We start from the raw sequence: 15,691 nt of genomic DNA on the forward strand, positions 1-15,691 counted from the left end.
GGGGACACCCGGGCCGGGCTCACTGGTCCGCGTCGACCACGCGCCGAGCAGTCTGGAGCTGGTCCTGGACGGCGGCCGCATCGAGCGCCTCGGCCGCCTCGGGGACGAGGTACGGCGCCGGCTCGCGTCGTGAGTCGAGACGCAGCAGCCGCCGCAGCGGGATCCGGCCGATGGCCTCGGCGGCGGCCCAGCCGACCGCGATGACCAGCCAGCCCATGATCGCGTCGATCACCCAGTGGTTGCCGGTGCCGACGATCACGACCACCGTGCCGAGGGCGTAGAGCCAGCCCAGGACGCGGACCCACTTGCGGGAGGCGTAGATCTGCAGCGCGAGCGCGACCCACAGGGACCACCCGGCGTGCAGGGAGGGGAACGCCGCGAGCTCGTTGGTCAGCCCGCCCAGGCCCCGCGGCGCGGAGGCGTCGCCGCCCCACCAGCCGTCGGCGGCGTGCAGGCTGAGGACGTCGACGTACCCGCCGATGAAGCGCGGCGGCGCGGTCGGCAGCGAGATGTAGGCCGCCAGCCCGAGCAGGGTGCCGATCACCAGCGCCCGCCGAGCGGGACCGTAGCGGTCGGCGCCGAGGCGCCACAGCCAGATCAGCACGCCGGCGGTGACGACGTAGTGGAGGGTGGCGTACCAGTAGCTGCCGAGCAGGCCGATCACCCGGTGGTCGGTGAACAGCTTGTTGAGCGGGGTCTCCCACTGGATGCCCATGACGCTCTCGACGTGCAGCAGCTCGTTGGCACGGTGCAGCGCGGGCTGCATGTTCGTGTCGGCGAGCAGGCGGGCCAGGCTGTAGATCACCCAGAGCGCCAGGATCAACACGAGCTCGAAGATGCCGCGCACCCACCGCGGCAGGGGCCGAGGGCGGGCGAGCGCAGATGCTGTCGTCACAGCACCAGCGTTGTTCATGCATCCTCCCCGTGGCATCCGGATCGTCCCGGATATAACACCAGGGTCTGCTCAGGTATTTCCCCGACCACGAATGGACGTCAGACCCGGCGCAGCACCGCTGTCACCTTACCCAAGATGGTCGCATGGGTGCCGTCGATGGGATCGTAGGCCGGGTTGTGCGGCAGCAGCCACACATTTCCGTCCTTGCGCTGGAAGGTCTTGACGGTCGCCTCCCCGTCGATCATCGCGGCGACGATCTCGCCGTTCTCCGCGGTGGGCTGCTGGCGGATCGCCACGTAGTCGCCGTCGCAGATCGCCGCCTCGATCATCGAGTCGCCGCGCACCTCCAGCAGGAAGAGCTGCCCGTCGCCCACGAGCTCGCGCGGCAGCGGGAAGACCTGCTCGACGCGCTCCTCGGCGAGGATCGGGCCGCCGGCGGCGATCCGGCCGACGACGGGGACGTACCGTGCGGCCGGGAGGGCGTCGCCCACGCCGGTCTCGTCGAACGAGGTCTCCTCGGCGCCCGACATCGAACGACGGGCGGCCATCACCTCGGGCAGGAACACCTCCAGGGCCCGCGGCCGGTGCGGGTCGCGCTTGAGGAAGCCCTTCTCCTCGAGCGTCTTGAGCTGGTGGGCCACGCTCGAGGAGCTGGTCAGGCCGACCGCCTCGCCGATCTCGCGCATCGACGGCGGGTAGCCGCGGTGCTCGATCGAGTCCTTGATGTGCGCGAGCACGCGCTGCTGTCGCGGGGTCAGCCCCGTGGCGTCCGGGGGCCCGTCGGGCAGCTCGGTGACGCGCGAGGAGGCGCGGGATGCGGCGTTCTTGCCGGTCTTGGGCGAGGCCATAGGAGCACCGTAGCCATCTCGGCCGGTTCGTTCAAACACCTGTTCGAACGGCGTGTCGGACAGACTGCGCCCATGAGCACACGGGTGAAGAGCGCGGTCGTGACCGGCGGCGCGCGCGGGATCGGACGCGGGATCGCCGAACGACTGGTGCGGAGCGGGTACGCCGTGGTGGTCACCGACGTCGACGGCGAGGGTGCCCGCAGCTGCGCCGAGGAGATCGGCGCCGCGGAGGGCCGCGGGCTCGACGTACGCGACCCCGACGCCCACCGGGCCACGGCCGTGGCGGCCGGCCGCCACGGGGAGCTGACCGCGTGGTTCAACAACGCGGGCGTCGGCGACGACGGCATGATCGGCGACCTCTCCGACGAGGTCGTGCGGCGGATCGTCGAGGTCAACCTGCTCGGCACGCTGTGGGGGATGCGGGCCGCGGTCGCGGCGTTCGGGCCGCGTGGCGGCGACGTGGTCAACACCGCCTCGCTCGCGGGGCTGGGGCCGGTGCCGGGCTACAGCGTGTACGCCGCGACCAAGGCGGCGATCGTCTCCGCGTCGATGTCGGTGGCGGCCGAGACCCCACGGCGGGTGCGCGTCCACGCGCTCTGCCCCGACGGGGTGCGGACCGCGATGCTCGACGCTCAGCGGCCGGGCGGGCTCGGCGCGGCGCTGGTGCACTCGGGCGGCCGGATCCTCAGCGTCGACGAGGTGGCCGAGGCGGCCGTCGGCCTGCTCGGCGCGGGCCGCGTGGTGCGGACGGTGCCCGCGTGGCGAGGCGGGCTGGTCCGCGCGACCACGCTCGCTCCTGGCCTCGCCGGCCGGGCCACCGGCCTGTTCGCCGCGCAGGGGCGCCGGGCCATCGCACGTCGGGACTGACCTCCTCGGCCCCCTCGGGCCTCCTCGGAGACGACCTGGGCGCCTTCGAACAAATGTTCGTGTCGAGCCTTGATTCGTTCGAACACGTGCTCTACCGTCGTACACATGTTCGATCGAACGTCTGATCGAGTGGCCGGTCCAGACAGTCCCGGCGGGACTGTCGGTGGCCACCACTAGAACTGACATCGAGACAGCACGACCGACGGCAGACCGCCACTTCCCCAGGAGGTCACGATGAGCACGATGACGATCACCCCCACCGCCCGGATCCGGCAGGCGGGCCCGGAGCGGCCCGGCTCGGTCCGACTCACCCGCCGCGGCCGGCTCGTGGTGCTCGTGGTCGCGGTGTTCGCGATCCTCACGATCGGCTTCGTGCTCGCGGGCGGCTCGGTCGCCACCGACGAGCCCGGCACCCCTGAGCCCACCCGCGTGGTGATGGTCGGGTCCGGCGACACCCTCTGGGACATCGCGGCCGGGATCGCCGCCGACGGTGACGTGCGGGGGATGGTCGACCACATCCAGCACCTCAACGCGCTCGACACGGGCATGGTGACCGCCGGGCAGCGGCTGCTGGTGCCCGTCGAGTAGCACCACCACAGACATCGTCAGCCGCTTCGACCCCGGCTGGCGAGCCGGGGAAGACGAGGGGCGGGGCCTGGTGGCCCCGCCCCTCGCGGCGTCCCGACCCTGATCGCAGCACTCGTTGCCAGGACGGCGGCAGGGCATCTCGCTAGTCTCCGCGCCATGGCGGCTGGCTACTCAGGCACTCCGTTGGTGCGCAAGCTGGGCATCAAGGACTCCCACGTCGTCCTTCTCGACGGCCTCCCGGGCGACGTGGACCTCGGCGACCTCGGCGGTGCCCGGGTCGTCCGCAGGCTGCCCCCGACGGCCGATGTCACGCTGACCTTCCACACCAAGCTGAGCGGGCTGAGGGGTCGGCTCCCCACGCTGTTCGAGCGCACGAGCACGGCCGGCATGGTGTGGGTGTGCTGGCCCAAGCTCGCCGCACAGCGCTCGCTCGGCATCGTCAGCGACCTCGACGGGGACGTCGTGCGCGACCTCGGCCTGCGGCTCGGGTTCGTCGACGTCAAGGTGGCCGCGGTCGACGACACCTGGTCGGCGCTGAAGTTCGTCCGCCGGCTCGCCGACCGGTGAGGGCCGGGCGGCTCCGCCTGGGCGATCGTGGCTCAGCGCGCCGCGCGCCGCCCGCCCACCGGTCGCTCGGCCTCCGGCTCGGCGGGCACGCCGGGGGTGCGCGCGCCCGCGCCGCCGGTGATGCCGAGCCGGCGCAGCACCCGGGCGACGAGCATCAGCCCGACGAACAGGCACGCCACCGCCCCGGCGCACGCGAGGGCGAGGAACCACCACGCCTGGGAGTCGCCGTCCCGGGCGGTCGTGCCGAAGTCGATCGCGGCGTACACGAGATAGCCCCAGGCGACGATGCAGCCGGTGATCCCGAGCGCCAGCGCCAGGAGGGCCGGTTGGAACCGCCGGGGCGGACGCTGCGCGCGCCGCGATCCCGCCCGCTTGCCCCCCGCGCTCGTCGCCACCGCGCCATTGTGTCCGATCCGCGGCTACGCTGCTGGTGTGGGGGAGCACGGCGACGGAGCGCTGGGAGCCTTGTCCCAACTGGGATTCAAGCTCGCGAAGGCCACCGACGTCGACGCGGTGGCGCAGACGGTGCTGCACGACGTGCAGGCGCTGCCGGGCGTGTCGCGGGTCGGCATCGCGCTGACCGAGGGTGGCGGACGACGGCTGCGGTTCCGGACCTCCGAGGCCGGCGCCTGGTGCCACATCGACGCCTACGACGACGTGCCGCTGACCCGCGTCGTCCGCACCGGTGAGCGGATCGCGGGCGGCGTCGGCGACTTCGGGGGACAGTACGCCGGGATGCTCGAGCGGCAGCGCGCCGCCGGCACCCGCGCGCTGGCGGCCCTCCCGCTCCCCGGGGTGTCTGCCCCGATCGGCGGGCTGATCGTGTACTTCGACGAGGACCAGGGCTTCGCGGAGCCCCAGCTGCAGATGCTGGAGGCGACGGCGCTCTGCACCTCCGAGGCTCTTCGCCGGGTCCGGCGCCTGGACGCCGACCACGCCGATCCCCAGCAGGACGGCGACGGGATGCACCGGGCCACGGTGCGCCTCGCCGGCGACCCGCGGGCGCCGCGCGAGGCCCGACGGTTCCTGCGCGACGTCCTCGGCGAGTGGGAGGTGGACCCCGACGTGCTGGACGCCGCCGAGCTGTGCCTCTCCGAGCTGGTGACCAACGCGGTCGTCCACGCCGGCACCAGCTCGGTCCTCACGGTCGCGCTCGAGGGCGACCTGCTCCAGGTGGCGGTCCGCGACCACGGCGCCGGCGACACCCCGGGCCTGGTCGAGGACGACGACCCGCTCAAGGTGTTCGGGCGGGGCCTGCAGCTCGTCGACGCGCTATCGGAGCGGTGGGGGACCGAGCAGGACGACGCCGGCACCACCTCGTGGTTCGCGCTGCGGGTCGGGTCGGCGGCGTAGTCGTACGCCGTCGACCCGACCGCACTGGCTCGTCCGTTCGGGTGCCGAGACCGGCGGGTCAGGCAGGTCAGGCAGGTCAGGCGGCGAGGGTGACGTTCAGCTCCTCGCGCAGCCGCGCCATCAGCCGGGTGAGCAGCCGCGAGACCTGCATCTGGGTGACCCCGATGGCCTCGCCGATCTGTGCCTGGGTGCAGCCGCGGAAGAACCGCATCTCCACGATCGTGCGCTCGCGCTTGGAGAGCTTCGCGAGCACCGGGGCGAGCACCGCACGGGCCTCGGCCACGTCGAAGCCGGTGTCGTGGAAGCCGAGCCGACGGCCCATCGGGTCGTCGTCGTCCTCGTGGGCGGGCGCGTCGAGCGAGGCGGGCGCGAAGCAGCCGCTGGCGCCGAGCGCCTCGATCACCAGCTCCCGGTCCAGGCCCAGGTGGTCGGCGATCTCGGAGGGGCGGGGTGCCCGGCCGAGCTGCTGGTAGAGCTCACCCTCGCAGGCGATGATCTTGGTCTGCGCCTCCTGGATCGACCGAGGCGGCCGCACCGTCCAGCCCAGGTCGCGGAAGTGGCGGCGGACCTCGCCGCGGATGGTCGGGATCGCGAAGCTCAAGAAGTCGTGGCCGCGCTCGGGGTCGAACCCCTTCACGGCCTTGACGAGGCCGACGTACGCGACCTGCTCGAGGTCGTCCGAGGCGATCCCGCGGCCTCGGAAGCGGCGGGTCGCGTCGACCGCCACCGCCATGTTCAGCCGGATCAGCTGGTCGTCGATCTCGGCGCGCTCGGCCGGGGTGGCGTCGGCGCGGAGGGCGAAGAGCCGGACGGTCTCATCGGAACGGCTTGGTGCGGTACCTGCAGTCATCGGGGGTGACCTCTCCTGTCTTCGGTTGTTCATCGGCCGTCTGACGACCGCATCAGTACATCTGCCCGTCGCTGGTAGACCGTTAAACCACCCGTGAGGGTGGTCTATGGGTGTGGCACAGTCGGCCGTCCGGACGACTCGGGAGGTGGCGCGGTGGTGCAGGTGCTGCCTGATCTCGTCGCCGCGGAGCCGGTCGTGGTGTTCTGCGGACTGGCCGGTGCGGAGAGCACGAAGCTGCGCGACCACTACTACGAGACGCCGGGCAACTCCTTCTGGGAGTCGATGCACCGCTCCGGGTTCTCCCCGCGGCGGCTGCGCCCCGAGGAGGACCACCGGGTGGTCGAGCTGGGGTTGGGGCTCACCGACCTCGTCGGGCACTGGGACCCGCGGTGGGTCGAGATCGACGCGCTGGTCGCCAAGCTCGAGGACTGGGCGCCGGAGTGGCTGGCGTTCACCAGCAAGGCGGTGGCGCAGGAGGCCGCCCGCGCCCTCGGCGTACGCCGAAGCTCCCGGCTCGGTCTCGGACCGGCCGACTGGTACCTCGGCCCGGCCCAGGTCTTCGTGCTCCCCGGGGTCTCCGGGGCCAACCAGCGGCGCGACTACGACGGTCGCCCCCATCGGCTCTCCTGGTGGCGCGACCTGGCCGCGCTCTCGGGCGTCCCGACGCTCTGACCTGGGCGTTTGCCGCACCGGGCGGACATACCCGAAGTACGTGCCGACCCCACTTGCGCACCACTGGTGGCCAGGCGTACGGTTACCACTACATCTAGTAGTTACACCGGTGTAGTTATCCACATCTAGTCCACAGAACCGCACTCGCGGTGCACAGGGCGAGGGTGGAAGACCCACAGCCAGCTGCTTGTTGTACACAGCGGAACCCCCGTTATCCACAGCCCGCGCCCGCCCCTCCGAGGGGGTTCTCGGCGACCCCTGACACGCCCTCGAGAGGAGTGACCCGTGCACTGTCCGTACTGCCGCAACACCGACACCCGGGTCCTCGACTCCCGCGTGGCCGACGACGGCGGGTCGATCCGGCGCCGGCGTACCTGCTCGGCGTGCGCGAAGCGGTTCACGACCGTCGAGATGATGCAGCTGACGGTCCTCAAGCGCTCGGGTGCCACCGAGCCGTTCGCCCGCGAGAAGGCCATCGCCGGGGTCCGCAAGGCCTGCAAGGGTCGCCCCGTCACCGAGGACCAGCTCGCCTGCCTGGGCCAGGAGGTCGAGGACGCGCTGCGCCTCGACGGTGCCGCCGAGATCCCGGCCCACGAGGTCGGCTTGGCGATCCTGGGCCCGCTCCGGGCGCTCGACGAGGTCGCCTACCTGCGCTTCGCCAGCGTCTACCGCGCCTTCGAGTCGGCCGACGACTTCGAGGACGAGATCGCCATGTTGCGGGCCGAGCGCCCCGCCATGGCTCCCGAGCCGGCCGCCGCGTCGGCCCCACCTCAGCCCGTCGCGACGGGCTGACCCCAGACCGCCCGGGTGGATCGTGGGGAAGCGGTCCGCCCGGGCGCACCAAGCGTCCGCACCACACGCAGCAGCGCTGTCGGTGCTCCAAGCAATGATCAAGCAACACCAACCTCGAGAGACGGGACACCAGAGGGATGACCGAGACGGTGAGCGGGCGCACGAGCGCTCAGGCGGAGTCGAAGGCAGGGCCGGGCGCCGGCCTGAGCATCGAGCGCGTGTTCAGCACCGAGGGAGTGCACCCCTACGACGAGCTGACGTGGGAGCGCCGCGACGTCGTGCAGACCAACTGGAAGACCGGTGACACGGTCTTCGAGCAGCGCGGCGTGGAGTTCCCCGACTTCTGGTCGGTCAACGCCTCGACGATCGTCACGACCAAGTACTTCCGCGGCGCCGTCGGCACCGACGTGCGCGAGTGGAGCCTCAAGCAGCTCGTCGACCGCGTGGTCAAGACCTACACCAAGGCCGGTGTCGACCACGGCTACTTCGCCACCGACGCCGACGCCGAGGTCTTCGAGCACGAGCTCACCTGGCTGCTCGTGCACCAGTACTTCTCCTTCAACAGCCCCGTCTGGTTCAACGTCGGCACCCCGTCGCCGCAGCAGGTCTCGGCCTGCTTCATCCTCTCCGTCGACGACTCGATGGACTCGATCCTGAACTGGTACAAGGAAGAGGGCTTCATCTTCAAGGGCGGCTCCGGCGCCGGCCTCAACCTCTCCCGCATCCGCTCCTCCAAGGAGCTGCTCTCCTCCGGCGGCACCGCGTCGGGCCCCGTCTCGTTCATGCGCGGCGCCGACGCCTCCGCGGGCACCATCAAGTCCGGTGGCGCCACCCGCCGCGCGGCCAAGATGGTCGTCCTCGACGTCGACCACCCCGACATCGTGGAGTTCGTGGAGACCAAGGCGCGCGAGGAGGACAAGATCCGCGCGCTGCGCGACGCCGGGTTCGACATGGACCTCGGCGGTGTCGACATCACCTCCGTGCAGTACCAGAACGCCAACAACTCCGTGCGCGTCAGCGACGAGTTCATGCGTGCGGTCGAGGACGGCACCGAGTTCGGCCTGCGGGCCCGCAAGACCGGCGAGGTCATCGAGACCGTCGACGCCCGCGACCTGTTCCGCAAGATCAGCAAGGCCGCGTGGGAGTGCGCCGACCCGGGTCTGCAGTACGACGACACCATCAACGACTGGCACACCAACCCCGAGACCGGCCGGATCACCGCGTCCAACCCGTGCTCGGAGTACATGTCGCTCGACAACTCCTCGTGCAACCTCGCCTCGCTCAACCTGCTGAAGTTCCTCAAGGACGACGACACCTTCGACGCCGAGCTGTTCGCGAAGGCAGTCGAGGTGATCATCACCGCGATGGACATCTCGATCTGCTTCGCCGACTTCCCGACCGAGGCGATCGGCCAGACCACGGTCGACTACCGCCAGCTCGGCATCGGCTACGCCAACCTCGGCGCGCTGCTGATGGCGATGGGCCTGGGCTACGACTCCGACGGTGGCCGCGCGATGGCCGCCACGATCACCTCGCTGATGACCGGCACGTCGTACAAGCGCTCGGCCGAGCTCGCCGCGGTCGTGGGTCCCTACAACGGCTACGCGCGCAACGCCGAGGCCCACAAGCGCGTGATGCGCAAGCACCAGGCCGCCAACGACACCGTGCGCACGCTCGGCATCGCCGACTCCCAGGTGCACAAGCTCGCCACCCAGGCCTGGGCCGACGTGATCGAGCTGGGCGCCACCAACGGCTTCCGCAACGCGCAGGCCTCGGTGCTCGCCCCCACCGGCACCATCGGCTTCATGATGGACTGCGACACGACCGGCATCGAGCCGGACTTCTCGCTGGTCAAGTTCAAGAAGCTCGTCGGCGGCGGCTCGATGCAGATCGTCAACCAGACGATCCCGCGGGCGCTGCGCAAGCTCGGCTACCAGCCCGAGCAGGTCGAGGCGATCGTCGCCCACATCGCCGAGCACGGTCACGTGATCGACGCGCCGGGCCTGAAGACCGAGCACTACGAGGTCTTCGACTGCGCGATGGGCGCCCGCGCGCTCAAGCCGATGGGCCACGTGCGGATGATGGCCGCGGCCCAGCCGTTCCTGTCCGGTGCGATCAGCAAGACGGTCAACCTGCCGGAGACGGCGACCGTCGAGGAGATCGAGGACATCTACCTGCAGTCGTGGAAGCTCGGCCTCAAGGCCACCGCCGTCTACCGCGACAACTGCAAGGTCGGCCAGCCGATGTCGTCCGGCAAGGGTGAGAACAAGGGCACGTCGTCCAACGTCGCCGCTGCCGATGCCTCGGCCGAGGAGACCACCAAGGTCATCGAGAAGATCGTCTACGCCCCGACCCGCAAGCGCCTGCCGAAGTCCCGCGTCTCGCGCACCACCTCCTTCACCGTGGGTGGCGCCGAGGGCTACATGACCTCGGGTGCCCACGACGACGGCGAGCTGGGCGAGATCTTCCTCAAGCTCGGCAAGCAGGGCTCGACCCTGGCCGGCGTGATGGACGCGTTCTCGATCGCGGTCAGCATCGGCCTGCAGTACGGCGTGCCGCTGGAGACCTACGTCTCGAAGTTCACCAACCTGCGCTTCGAGCCCGCCGGCCTCACCGACGACGCCGACGTGCGGATGTCGCAGTCGATCATGGACTACATCTTCCGTCGCCTCGCGCTGGACTACCTCGACTTCGAGACCCGCCAGGGGCTGGGCATCTACTCGGCCGACGAGCGTCAGCGCTACCTCGAGACCGGCTCCTACGAGCCCGTCGAGGAGACCGGCTCCGCCGCCGAGCTGATCGAGGCTCCGGTGGTTGAGGTGCGAGGCGCGCCAGCGCCGAGCCTCGAAACCACCCATGTGGACATCGTCGACGCAGAGGTGGAGACCAAGGACACCCACGGCTCGGAGGCCCGCGAGGTCCCCGCCGAGCCCGCCAAGGTCGCCCACACCTCCGCCGAGCTCCTCGAGCAGATCACCGGCACCGCCGTCGACAGCCCGCTCTGCTTCACCTGCGGCACCAAGATGCGCCCCGCCGGCTCCTGCTACGTCTGCGAGGGCTGCGGCTCCACCAGCGGCTGCAGCTGACGATCCGCCGCTTAACCCGCTGGACCCCCGGGGCAATGCCCCGGGGGTCCAATCGTTTCGGACCGGCCGCCCTCGACGACTTGAGGGGCGGCGCTCCGGCTCTAGAATGACGCTGACGGCTTCAGTCAACTGCCTGCGCCTAAGGTCGACGACATGGATGTTCCTCAGGTCACCCTTGGCTCCATCAACATCGAAGCAACTGATCCGCAGGCGCTGGCGAGGTTCTGGGCAACGGTCACTGGTGGCACCCCGTCTTCCGCTGACGACTTGGTCTACATCCCGGCAGCGGGACCCGGCGGGTTCGCCATGTTCTTCCAGCCGCTCACCGGGCCGCGGCCCAGCCGGCTCACCATCCACCTCGATCTGACGGTGCCCTGGGGAACGCGAGGCCGGGAGGTCGACCGGTTGGTGTCGGCAGGCGCGACGAGATGCTGGGATGTCCTGGATGAGCACCCCCACGTGCAATGGACGACGATGGCCGACCCGGAGGGCAACCTCTTCTGTGTGGCTGAGCATCCGCCCACCGCGTGAGCGCGACGCCGGTCCGACCGGGGCCGCCGGGAGTTGCCGTCCTGCACGCCACTCTCGTGGGCTGAGCGGATCGACAGGCGCGTCCTACCGCCGCCTGTCAGCGCGTGCTCGAAACGCACTCTCATGCCGATGTCGGCGGGTCGTGCGCGGCAGCAGCCGCTGCTGTCGGGTCGTGTGCCTGAGGACGAGCCGTGGCCCGGCCTGAGGCACACGACTCGAACGGACCCGAACTTGCATGCGCCATGTGATGCCCACGGCGCGCTCCGGCGCTCGCTGGACCCCGCGGCTGCCCGGGCGGGGGACGCACTCATCTGCCGCTGATCGTGCGCGTACCGAAGGTGCGTCTTGTCGCCGCGATTGCCGGAGCGAAGTCTGTGCCGCGACGCAGTCAGGAGACCGCGATCGAGGCAGCCTGGAAGAAGTCGGTGGGCATGGCGTGGTCGAGGCGCCAGGTGATGGCGATGGGACGCTCACCCTCGTGCGAGACGTAGGTCGCGGATCCGAGGAACAGGTAGGGCGCGGTGCCGAAGGCGTCTTGTTGGGTCTCGCGGACGAAGAGCAGGACGGTGCCGGCGCCGGTGAGGTAGCGCTGGCCGGTCTTGGAGGCGACGGTCGTCGTCGACTGTGACTCCCAGTGGAAGAGCGTCGGGCTGATCGGGTAGTCGCGGTACATGGTGGTGGGGGAGTAGTCGGCTTCGGACTTCTTGATCGTCACGAAGAACGCGTCGACGTTCAGCTCCGGGACATAGAGGACGCCCTCGCGGAACGAGTTCGGCTTGCGCTGCAAGCTCGCGTATCCGAGGGCAGCGAGTACCTCCTCGCGTTGGTAGCGAGCGTGGACGCGTAGCGGGACGGTTGCGAGCGGTCCGCCGAGCTCGGCGGTCTGGTGGCGGGTGTCGTCGAAGGCGAGGTCGACGACGTTGCGCACCTCGTCTCGGGCGGCGACCTCTCGACGTACCGCGTCGAGGCCGGCGTCGACGGAGTCGAAGCCGCCGCCGTCGGGGAAGAACGAGAAGAACAGCATGTTCGCGAGCCGCTGCTCCATGGGGGAGAGCCCGGCGTAGTCGAGTTCGTCGCCGAGCAACGTGCTGTACGCGGCGACGCGTTCGGGGTCGTCGACGTGGGCGAACGCGCGCGTCCGCCTCAAGAGCGCATCCTCGCGGTCACCGCCGGGCGGGGTCGGCAGGCCGGCGGCCCGGCGCAGCTGGGTCCAGGAGCGGCCCTGGCGCACGACGTCGGAGAGCTCGAGCCCCGACTCGTGGAGGAACGAGCGCAGCGTCTGGTCGCCGTAGGACCGGAGCTCGGCCACCATCTGCGGCCAGCGTGCGGAGACCTGCGATCGGATGTTCTCGAGCACGAGTGCCTGCGCCTGGCGGTCCATGACGATCTGGCAGCCCGACGGCAAGAACGGGAAACCGCGCTCGATCTCGCGCTCCAGCCCGCGGCGCGTGTGGCCCGTCAGTGCGCGCAGCTTGAGGTCGAAGCGGAACTCCTTGCGGTGATGGCCGACGAAGTCGAGCACGGTGAGCACCGCTTTGGAGCGGGTACGCCGCAGTCCACGTCCGAGCTGCTGCAGGAAGACCGTGGCGCTCTCGGTCGGCCGCAGGAACAAGACCGTGTCGACCTCCGGGAGATCGAGCCCCTCGTTGAACACGTCCGCGGCGAAGAGGATGTTCACGTCCCCGGTGCGGAGGTCGGTGAGTGCTCGCTCACGCTCGGGGAGCGAGGTCTGGCCACTCACCGCTCGCGCCGGCACGCCCGCGGAGTTGAAGACCCGCGCCATGTATTCGGCATGGGCGACGCTGACGCAGAATCCCAGCGCCCGCATCGAGCCGGGGTCCAGCACCTTGTCCCGCAGCTGGGTCAGAACGATCTGAGCGCGACGGTCGTTGCCGGTGTACACGCCGGAGAGCTGTTCCTCGTCGTACCGACCCCGCGACCAGCCGATGCTCCTCAGGTCGGTGCCGTCGGCGAGTGCGAAGTAGTGGAACGGGCACAGCAGGTCGGCGCCCAGGGCATCCCACAGCCGCAGCTCGGCTGCGATCCGGTCGTCGAAGAACCGGCGTACGTCGACGCCGTCGGCCCGCTCGGGGGTGGCGGTCAGGCCGAGGAGCTCTCGGGGCTGGAGTTGGTCGAGCAGCCGGCGATACGTCGTCGCCTGCGCGTGGTGGAACTCGTCGATGACCACAACGTCGAACGCGTCGGCGGGCAGGTTCTCCACGCCGTACGACGTCAGCGACTGCACGCTGGCGAAGACGTGGTGCCACCGTTCGGGGCGCGCGCCGTCGACGTACAGCTCGCCGAACGAGGCGTCGCCGAGCACCTCCTGGTAGGTGCGCTGGGACTGATGCAAGATCTCGCGCCGGTGGGCGACGAAGAGCAGTGACGGCCGCTCACCGCTAACTGGATCGCAGAGCCGGCGGTAGTCCAGCGCGGCGACGACGGTCTTGCCGGTCCCGGTCGCGGCGACGACCAGGTTGCGGTGGCGGTCGTGTACGACGCGCTCGGCGTCGATGGCGTCGAGCATCTGCTGCTGGTAGCGGTAGGGTCGGACCTCGAGCCCGGACAGCGAGATCGTCACCCGGTTGTGTTGGCTGCGACCCGAAGCCTCGGCCAGAGCATCGTCGAGCCGGTCGCGGTCGCGGTCTGGGTCGTACTGCTCGAAGCTCGCCTCGTTCCAGTACGTCGCGAACGTCGCGGTGAACTTCTCCATGAGCGCCGGCGTCGCCACGCGAGAGAGCCGTACGTTCCACTCGACGCCGTCGAGCAGGGCGGCGCGCGAGAGGTTGGAGGAGCCGACGTACGCGGTGTGGAACCCGGTGTTGCGCCGGAACATCCACGCCTTCGCGTGCAGCCGGGTGCGCTGAGCGTCGTACTGGACGCGGACCTCGGCGCCGAACTCCCGGACCAATCGATCGAGGGCGGCTCGCTCGGTGGCGCCCATGTAGGTGGTCGTGATGATGCGTAAGGGCACGCCTCGGTCGCGACGCGCCCGCAACGGCTCGTCCAGCAAGCGCAGGCCGTGCCACTTGACGAACGCGCACAGCAGGTCGACGCCGTCGGCGGTGTCGATCTCGGCTCGCAGCTCGCCCCCGAGGTTGGGCTCGCCGTGGGCGTTGGTCAGCAGGGCCGCCTCGGCCAGCGGGGTGCTGGGACGAACCAAGGGGATGGGGGCGCGCCCCAAGTCGTCGGGAGTAGCGACGCGAAGCAGCTGGGCGGCGGGCGGGAGGACGTCTTCGCCGGGGCTGTTGAGACGCCTGATGATGTCGTTCACGAGCCGGAGCCGATCCTCGCCGTCTCGGATCGCTTCGAGTGCCCGCAACGTCTGCTCGTAGACATGCCGGGCGAGCACGTGCGGCTGATCGGCCGCATCAACCGTTCGCCGGGTGGCCTCGGCATCGCCTAGTCGTTGCAGTGCGCCATCGAGCTCGCTGGTGATCAGGGACTCGTACAGGCCGTCGCGCACTCTCGCAGCTTCTCAGGCCAGTGGAGTGAATCGAGGGGTTTCGGCGTTCGCGCTTCGGGGCGCCGGAGGGTGGTTCGGAGGCTGTTGCGCTCACACCTCAACCAGTGCGGGACGGCGTGAGGTCTTGGTCGCCGATGGTGCTGAGGAGCTCGAACCGCTCAACGGAGCGCGAGCCGGGGACGTGGCGGCAGCGCCGTGGCGACGCGTCGTAGGCCATAGCTGACGGGCCCAGCGCCCGTGGGCGCGGCGGGCGCATTACCCTGCACCGTCATGCAGGCCACGCGGCGCTCAGGGTTCGAGGGGGAACGCATCCGGGTGCTGCCGCGCAGGATCGCCGAGCACGCGTTGGACAGCCCGGTGACCTCCCACCTGCTGGTGACGGACTGTGGCTACTTCCCGGCAGCCGGGGAGCATCGTCGGTCTCGGCCGCACGGAGCCGCACAGGCGATCGTGATCGTCTGCACCGAGGGGCGCGGGTGGTGCGAGCTCGGCGACGTACGACACCCGGTGGGTCCGGGGGAGTGCCTGGTCATCCCGCAAGGGGTGCCGCACGTCTACGGCAGCGAGCAGTCGGCACCGTGGACCGTCTGGTGGCTCCACGTGGCAGGCAGTGACGTCGAACGGCTGGTGGACGCCGTCGGCGACCGGCCGGTGCTGCCGATGCCGAGGCTCGCCCAGGCGGTCGCCCTGGTCGACGAGGCGATCTCGGCTCTCGAGACCGACGAGTCGCCGGCTTCGTTGGTCACGGCCAGCGGTGCGGCGTGGCACCTGATGGCGCTCGTCGCGGGAGCCCGGCACCGGCCCCAGCCCGGTCGGCCCGACCCGGTCGCCCTGGCCACGGCGATCCTGCAGCAGGACCTCGGCCAGCGGGTCTCCGTCCCGGAGCTCGCCGACCGGGTCGGGTTGAGCGCCTCCCACCTGTCGGCGCTGTTTCGTCGTGAGCTCGGCTGCGGGCCGGCGGAGTACCACACCCGGCTGCGCATGGGCGTGGCTCGCGAGCTGCTCGACACGACCACCGACCCGGTCTCGGCGATCGCCCGACACGTCGGGTACGACGACGCCTTCTACTTCGCGCGCCAGTTCCGGGCCGCGCACGGGATGACCGCCACGCAGTACCGCGAGCGCGACAAGGGCTGAGTGCTGGTCGTCACATCGCCATCGATTCGTCCAGGTGGC

Annotated in this window: 14 protein-coding genes; 9 read left to right on the top strand and 5 right to left on the bottom strand. The window is 70.6% G+C overall.

Annotation, left to right across the window (positions count from 1 at the left end):
• Positions 1–19: 19 nt before the first annotated feature.
• Both AC3ANS_RS03745 and lexA read right to left on the bottom strand, forming a co-directional pair.
• Positions 20–895 carry a phosphatase PAP2 family protein gene (locus tag AC3ANS_RS03745; RefSeq protein WP_488294823.1) on the bottom strand — a complete coding sequence of 292 codons (876 nt, stop codon included), beginning with the start codon at positions 893–895 and terminating at the stop codon, positions 20–22.
• A 98-nt stretch (positions 896–993) separates the two neighbouring features.
• Positions 994–1,743: a transcriptional repressor LexA gene (lexA, locus tag AC3ANS_RS03750; RefSeq protein WP_488294824.1), complete on the bottom strand. Its 750-nt coding sequence runs from the start codon at positions 1,741–1,743 to the stop codon at positions 994–996.
• 72 nt (positions 1,744–1,815) lie between these two features.
• Between lexA and AC3ANS_RS03755 the strand changes: the two genes are divergently transcribed.
• The 3 genes from AC3ANS_RS03755 (at position 1,816) to AC3ANS_RS03765 (ending at position 3,765) form a co-directional block, all read left to right on the top strand.
• The gene (locus tag AC3ANS_RS03755) at positions 1,816–2,610 is read left to right on the top strand and encodes an SDR family NAD(P)-dependent oxidoreductase (RefSeq protein ID WP_488294825.1); all 795 of its coding nucleotides are present in this window, start codon (positions 1,816–1,818) and stop codon (positions 2,608–2,610) included.
• A gap of 234 nt (positions 2,611–2,844) precedes the next feature.
• On the top strand, positions 2,845–3,198 hold the full coding sequence (locus tag AC3ANS_RS03760) for a LysM peptidoglycan-binding domain-containing protein (RefSeq protein WP_488294826.1): 354 nt from the start codon (positions 2,845–2,847) through the stop codon (positions 3,196–3,198).
• 156 nt (positions 3,199–3,354) lie between these two features.
• The gene (locus AC3ANS_RS03765) at positions 3,355–3,765 is read left to right on the top strand and encodes a DUF3052 family protein (RefSeq protein WP_488294827.1); all 411 of its coding nucleotides are present in this window, start codon (positions 3,355–3,357) and stop codon (positions 3,763–3,765) included.
• A 32-nt stretch (positions 3,766–3,797) separates the two neighbouring features.
• Here the strand turns inward: AC3ANS_RS03765 and AC3ANS_RS03770 are convergent, their stop codons facing one another.
• Positions 3,798–4,160: a hypothetical protein gene (locus AC3ANS_RS03770; protein WP_488294828.1), complete on the bottom strand. Its 363-nt coding sequence runs from the start codon at positions 4,158–4,160 to the stop codon at positions 3,798–3,800.
• Between the two features lie 37 nt (positions 4,161–4,197).
• Here AC3ANS_RS03770 and AC3ANS_RS03775 point away from each other — a divergent pair, with 37 nt between their 5' ends.
• Complete coding sequence (locus AC3ANS_RS03775; protein WP_488294829.1) at positions 4,198–5,118, top strand: ATP-binding protein; 921 nt, start codon at positions 4,198–4,200, stop codon at positions 5,116–5,118.
• A gap of 76 nt (positions 5,119–5,194) precedes the next feature.
• Here AC3ANS_RS03775 and AC3ANS_RS03780 read toward each other — a convergent pair whose 3' ends face one another.
• The gene (locus AC3ANS_RS03780) at positions 5,195–5,968 is read right to left on the bottom strand and encodes a SigB/SigF/SigG family RNA polymerase sigma factor (protein ID WP_488294830.1); all 774 of its coding nucleotides are present in this window, start codon (positions 5,966–5,968) and stop codon (positions 5,195–5,197) included.
• A gap of 156 nt (positions 5,969–6,124) precedes the next feature.
• On the opposite strand from AC3ANS_RS03780, the gene AC3ANS_RS03785 reads away from it, so the two are divergent.
• From AC3ANS_RS03785 to AC3ANS_RS03800, 4 genes are all read left to right on the top strand, one after another.
• Positions 6,125–6,640, top strand: coding sequence for a mismatch-specific DNA-glycosylase (locus tag AC3ANS_RS03785; RefSeq protein WP_488294831.1), 516 nt, complete (start codon positions 6,125–6,127; stop codon positions 6,638–6,640).
• A gap of 285 nt (positions 6,641–6,925) precedes the next feature.
• Positions 6,926–7,432 carry a transcriptional regulator NrdR gene (nrdR, locus tag AC3ANS_RS03790; protein ID WP_488294832.1) on the top strand — a complete coding sequence of 169 codons (507 nt, stop codon included), beginning with the start codon at positions 6,926–6,928 and terminating at the stop codon, positions 7,430–7,432.
• Positions 7,433–7,569: 137 nt separating this feature from the next.
• Complete coding sequence (locus AC3ANS_RS03795) at positions 7,570–10,518, top strand: vitamin B12-dependent ribonucleotide reductase (protein ID WP_488294833.1); 2,949 nt, start codon at positions 7,570–7,572, stop codon at positions 10,516–10,518.
• Positions 10,519–10,671: 153 nt separating this feature from the next.
• A complete protein-coding gene (locus tag AC3ANS_RS03800; protein ID WP_488294834.1) occupies positions 10,672–11,049 on the top strand; it encodes a VOC family protein in 378 nt (125 codons plus the stop codon).
• Positions 11,050–11,437: 388 nt separating this feature from the next.
• Here the strand turns inward: AC3ANS_RS03800 and AC3ANS_RS03805 are convergent, their stop codons facing one another.
• Entirely contained in the window at positions 11,438–14,515 is a 3,078-nt protein-coding gene (locus AC3ANS_RS03805) for a DEAD/DEAH box helicase (protein ID WP_488294835.1), read from the bottom strand.
• A 270-nt stretch (positions 14,516–14,785) separates the two neighbouring features.
• Between AC3ANS_RS03805 and AC3ANS_RS03810 the strand changes: the two genes are divergently transcribed.
• Positions 14,786–15,652 (top strand): AraC family transcriptional regulator, encoded by an 867-nt coding sequence (locus AC3ANS_RS03810; protein WP_488294836.1) that lies wholly within the window; start codon positions 14,786–14,788, stop codon positions 15,650–15,652.
• Positions 15,653–15,691: the final 39 nt, after the last annotated feature.

The sequence above is a fragment of the Nocardia sp. 149-1B genome, from assembly GCF_057747975.1.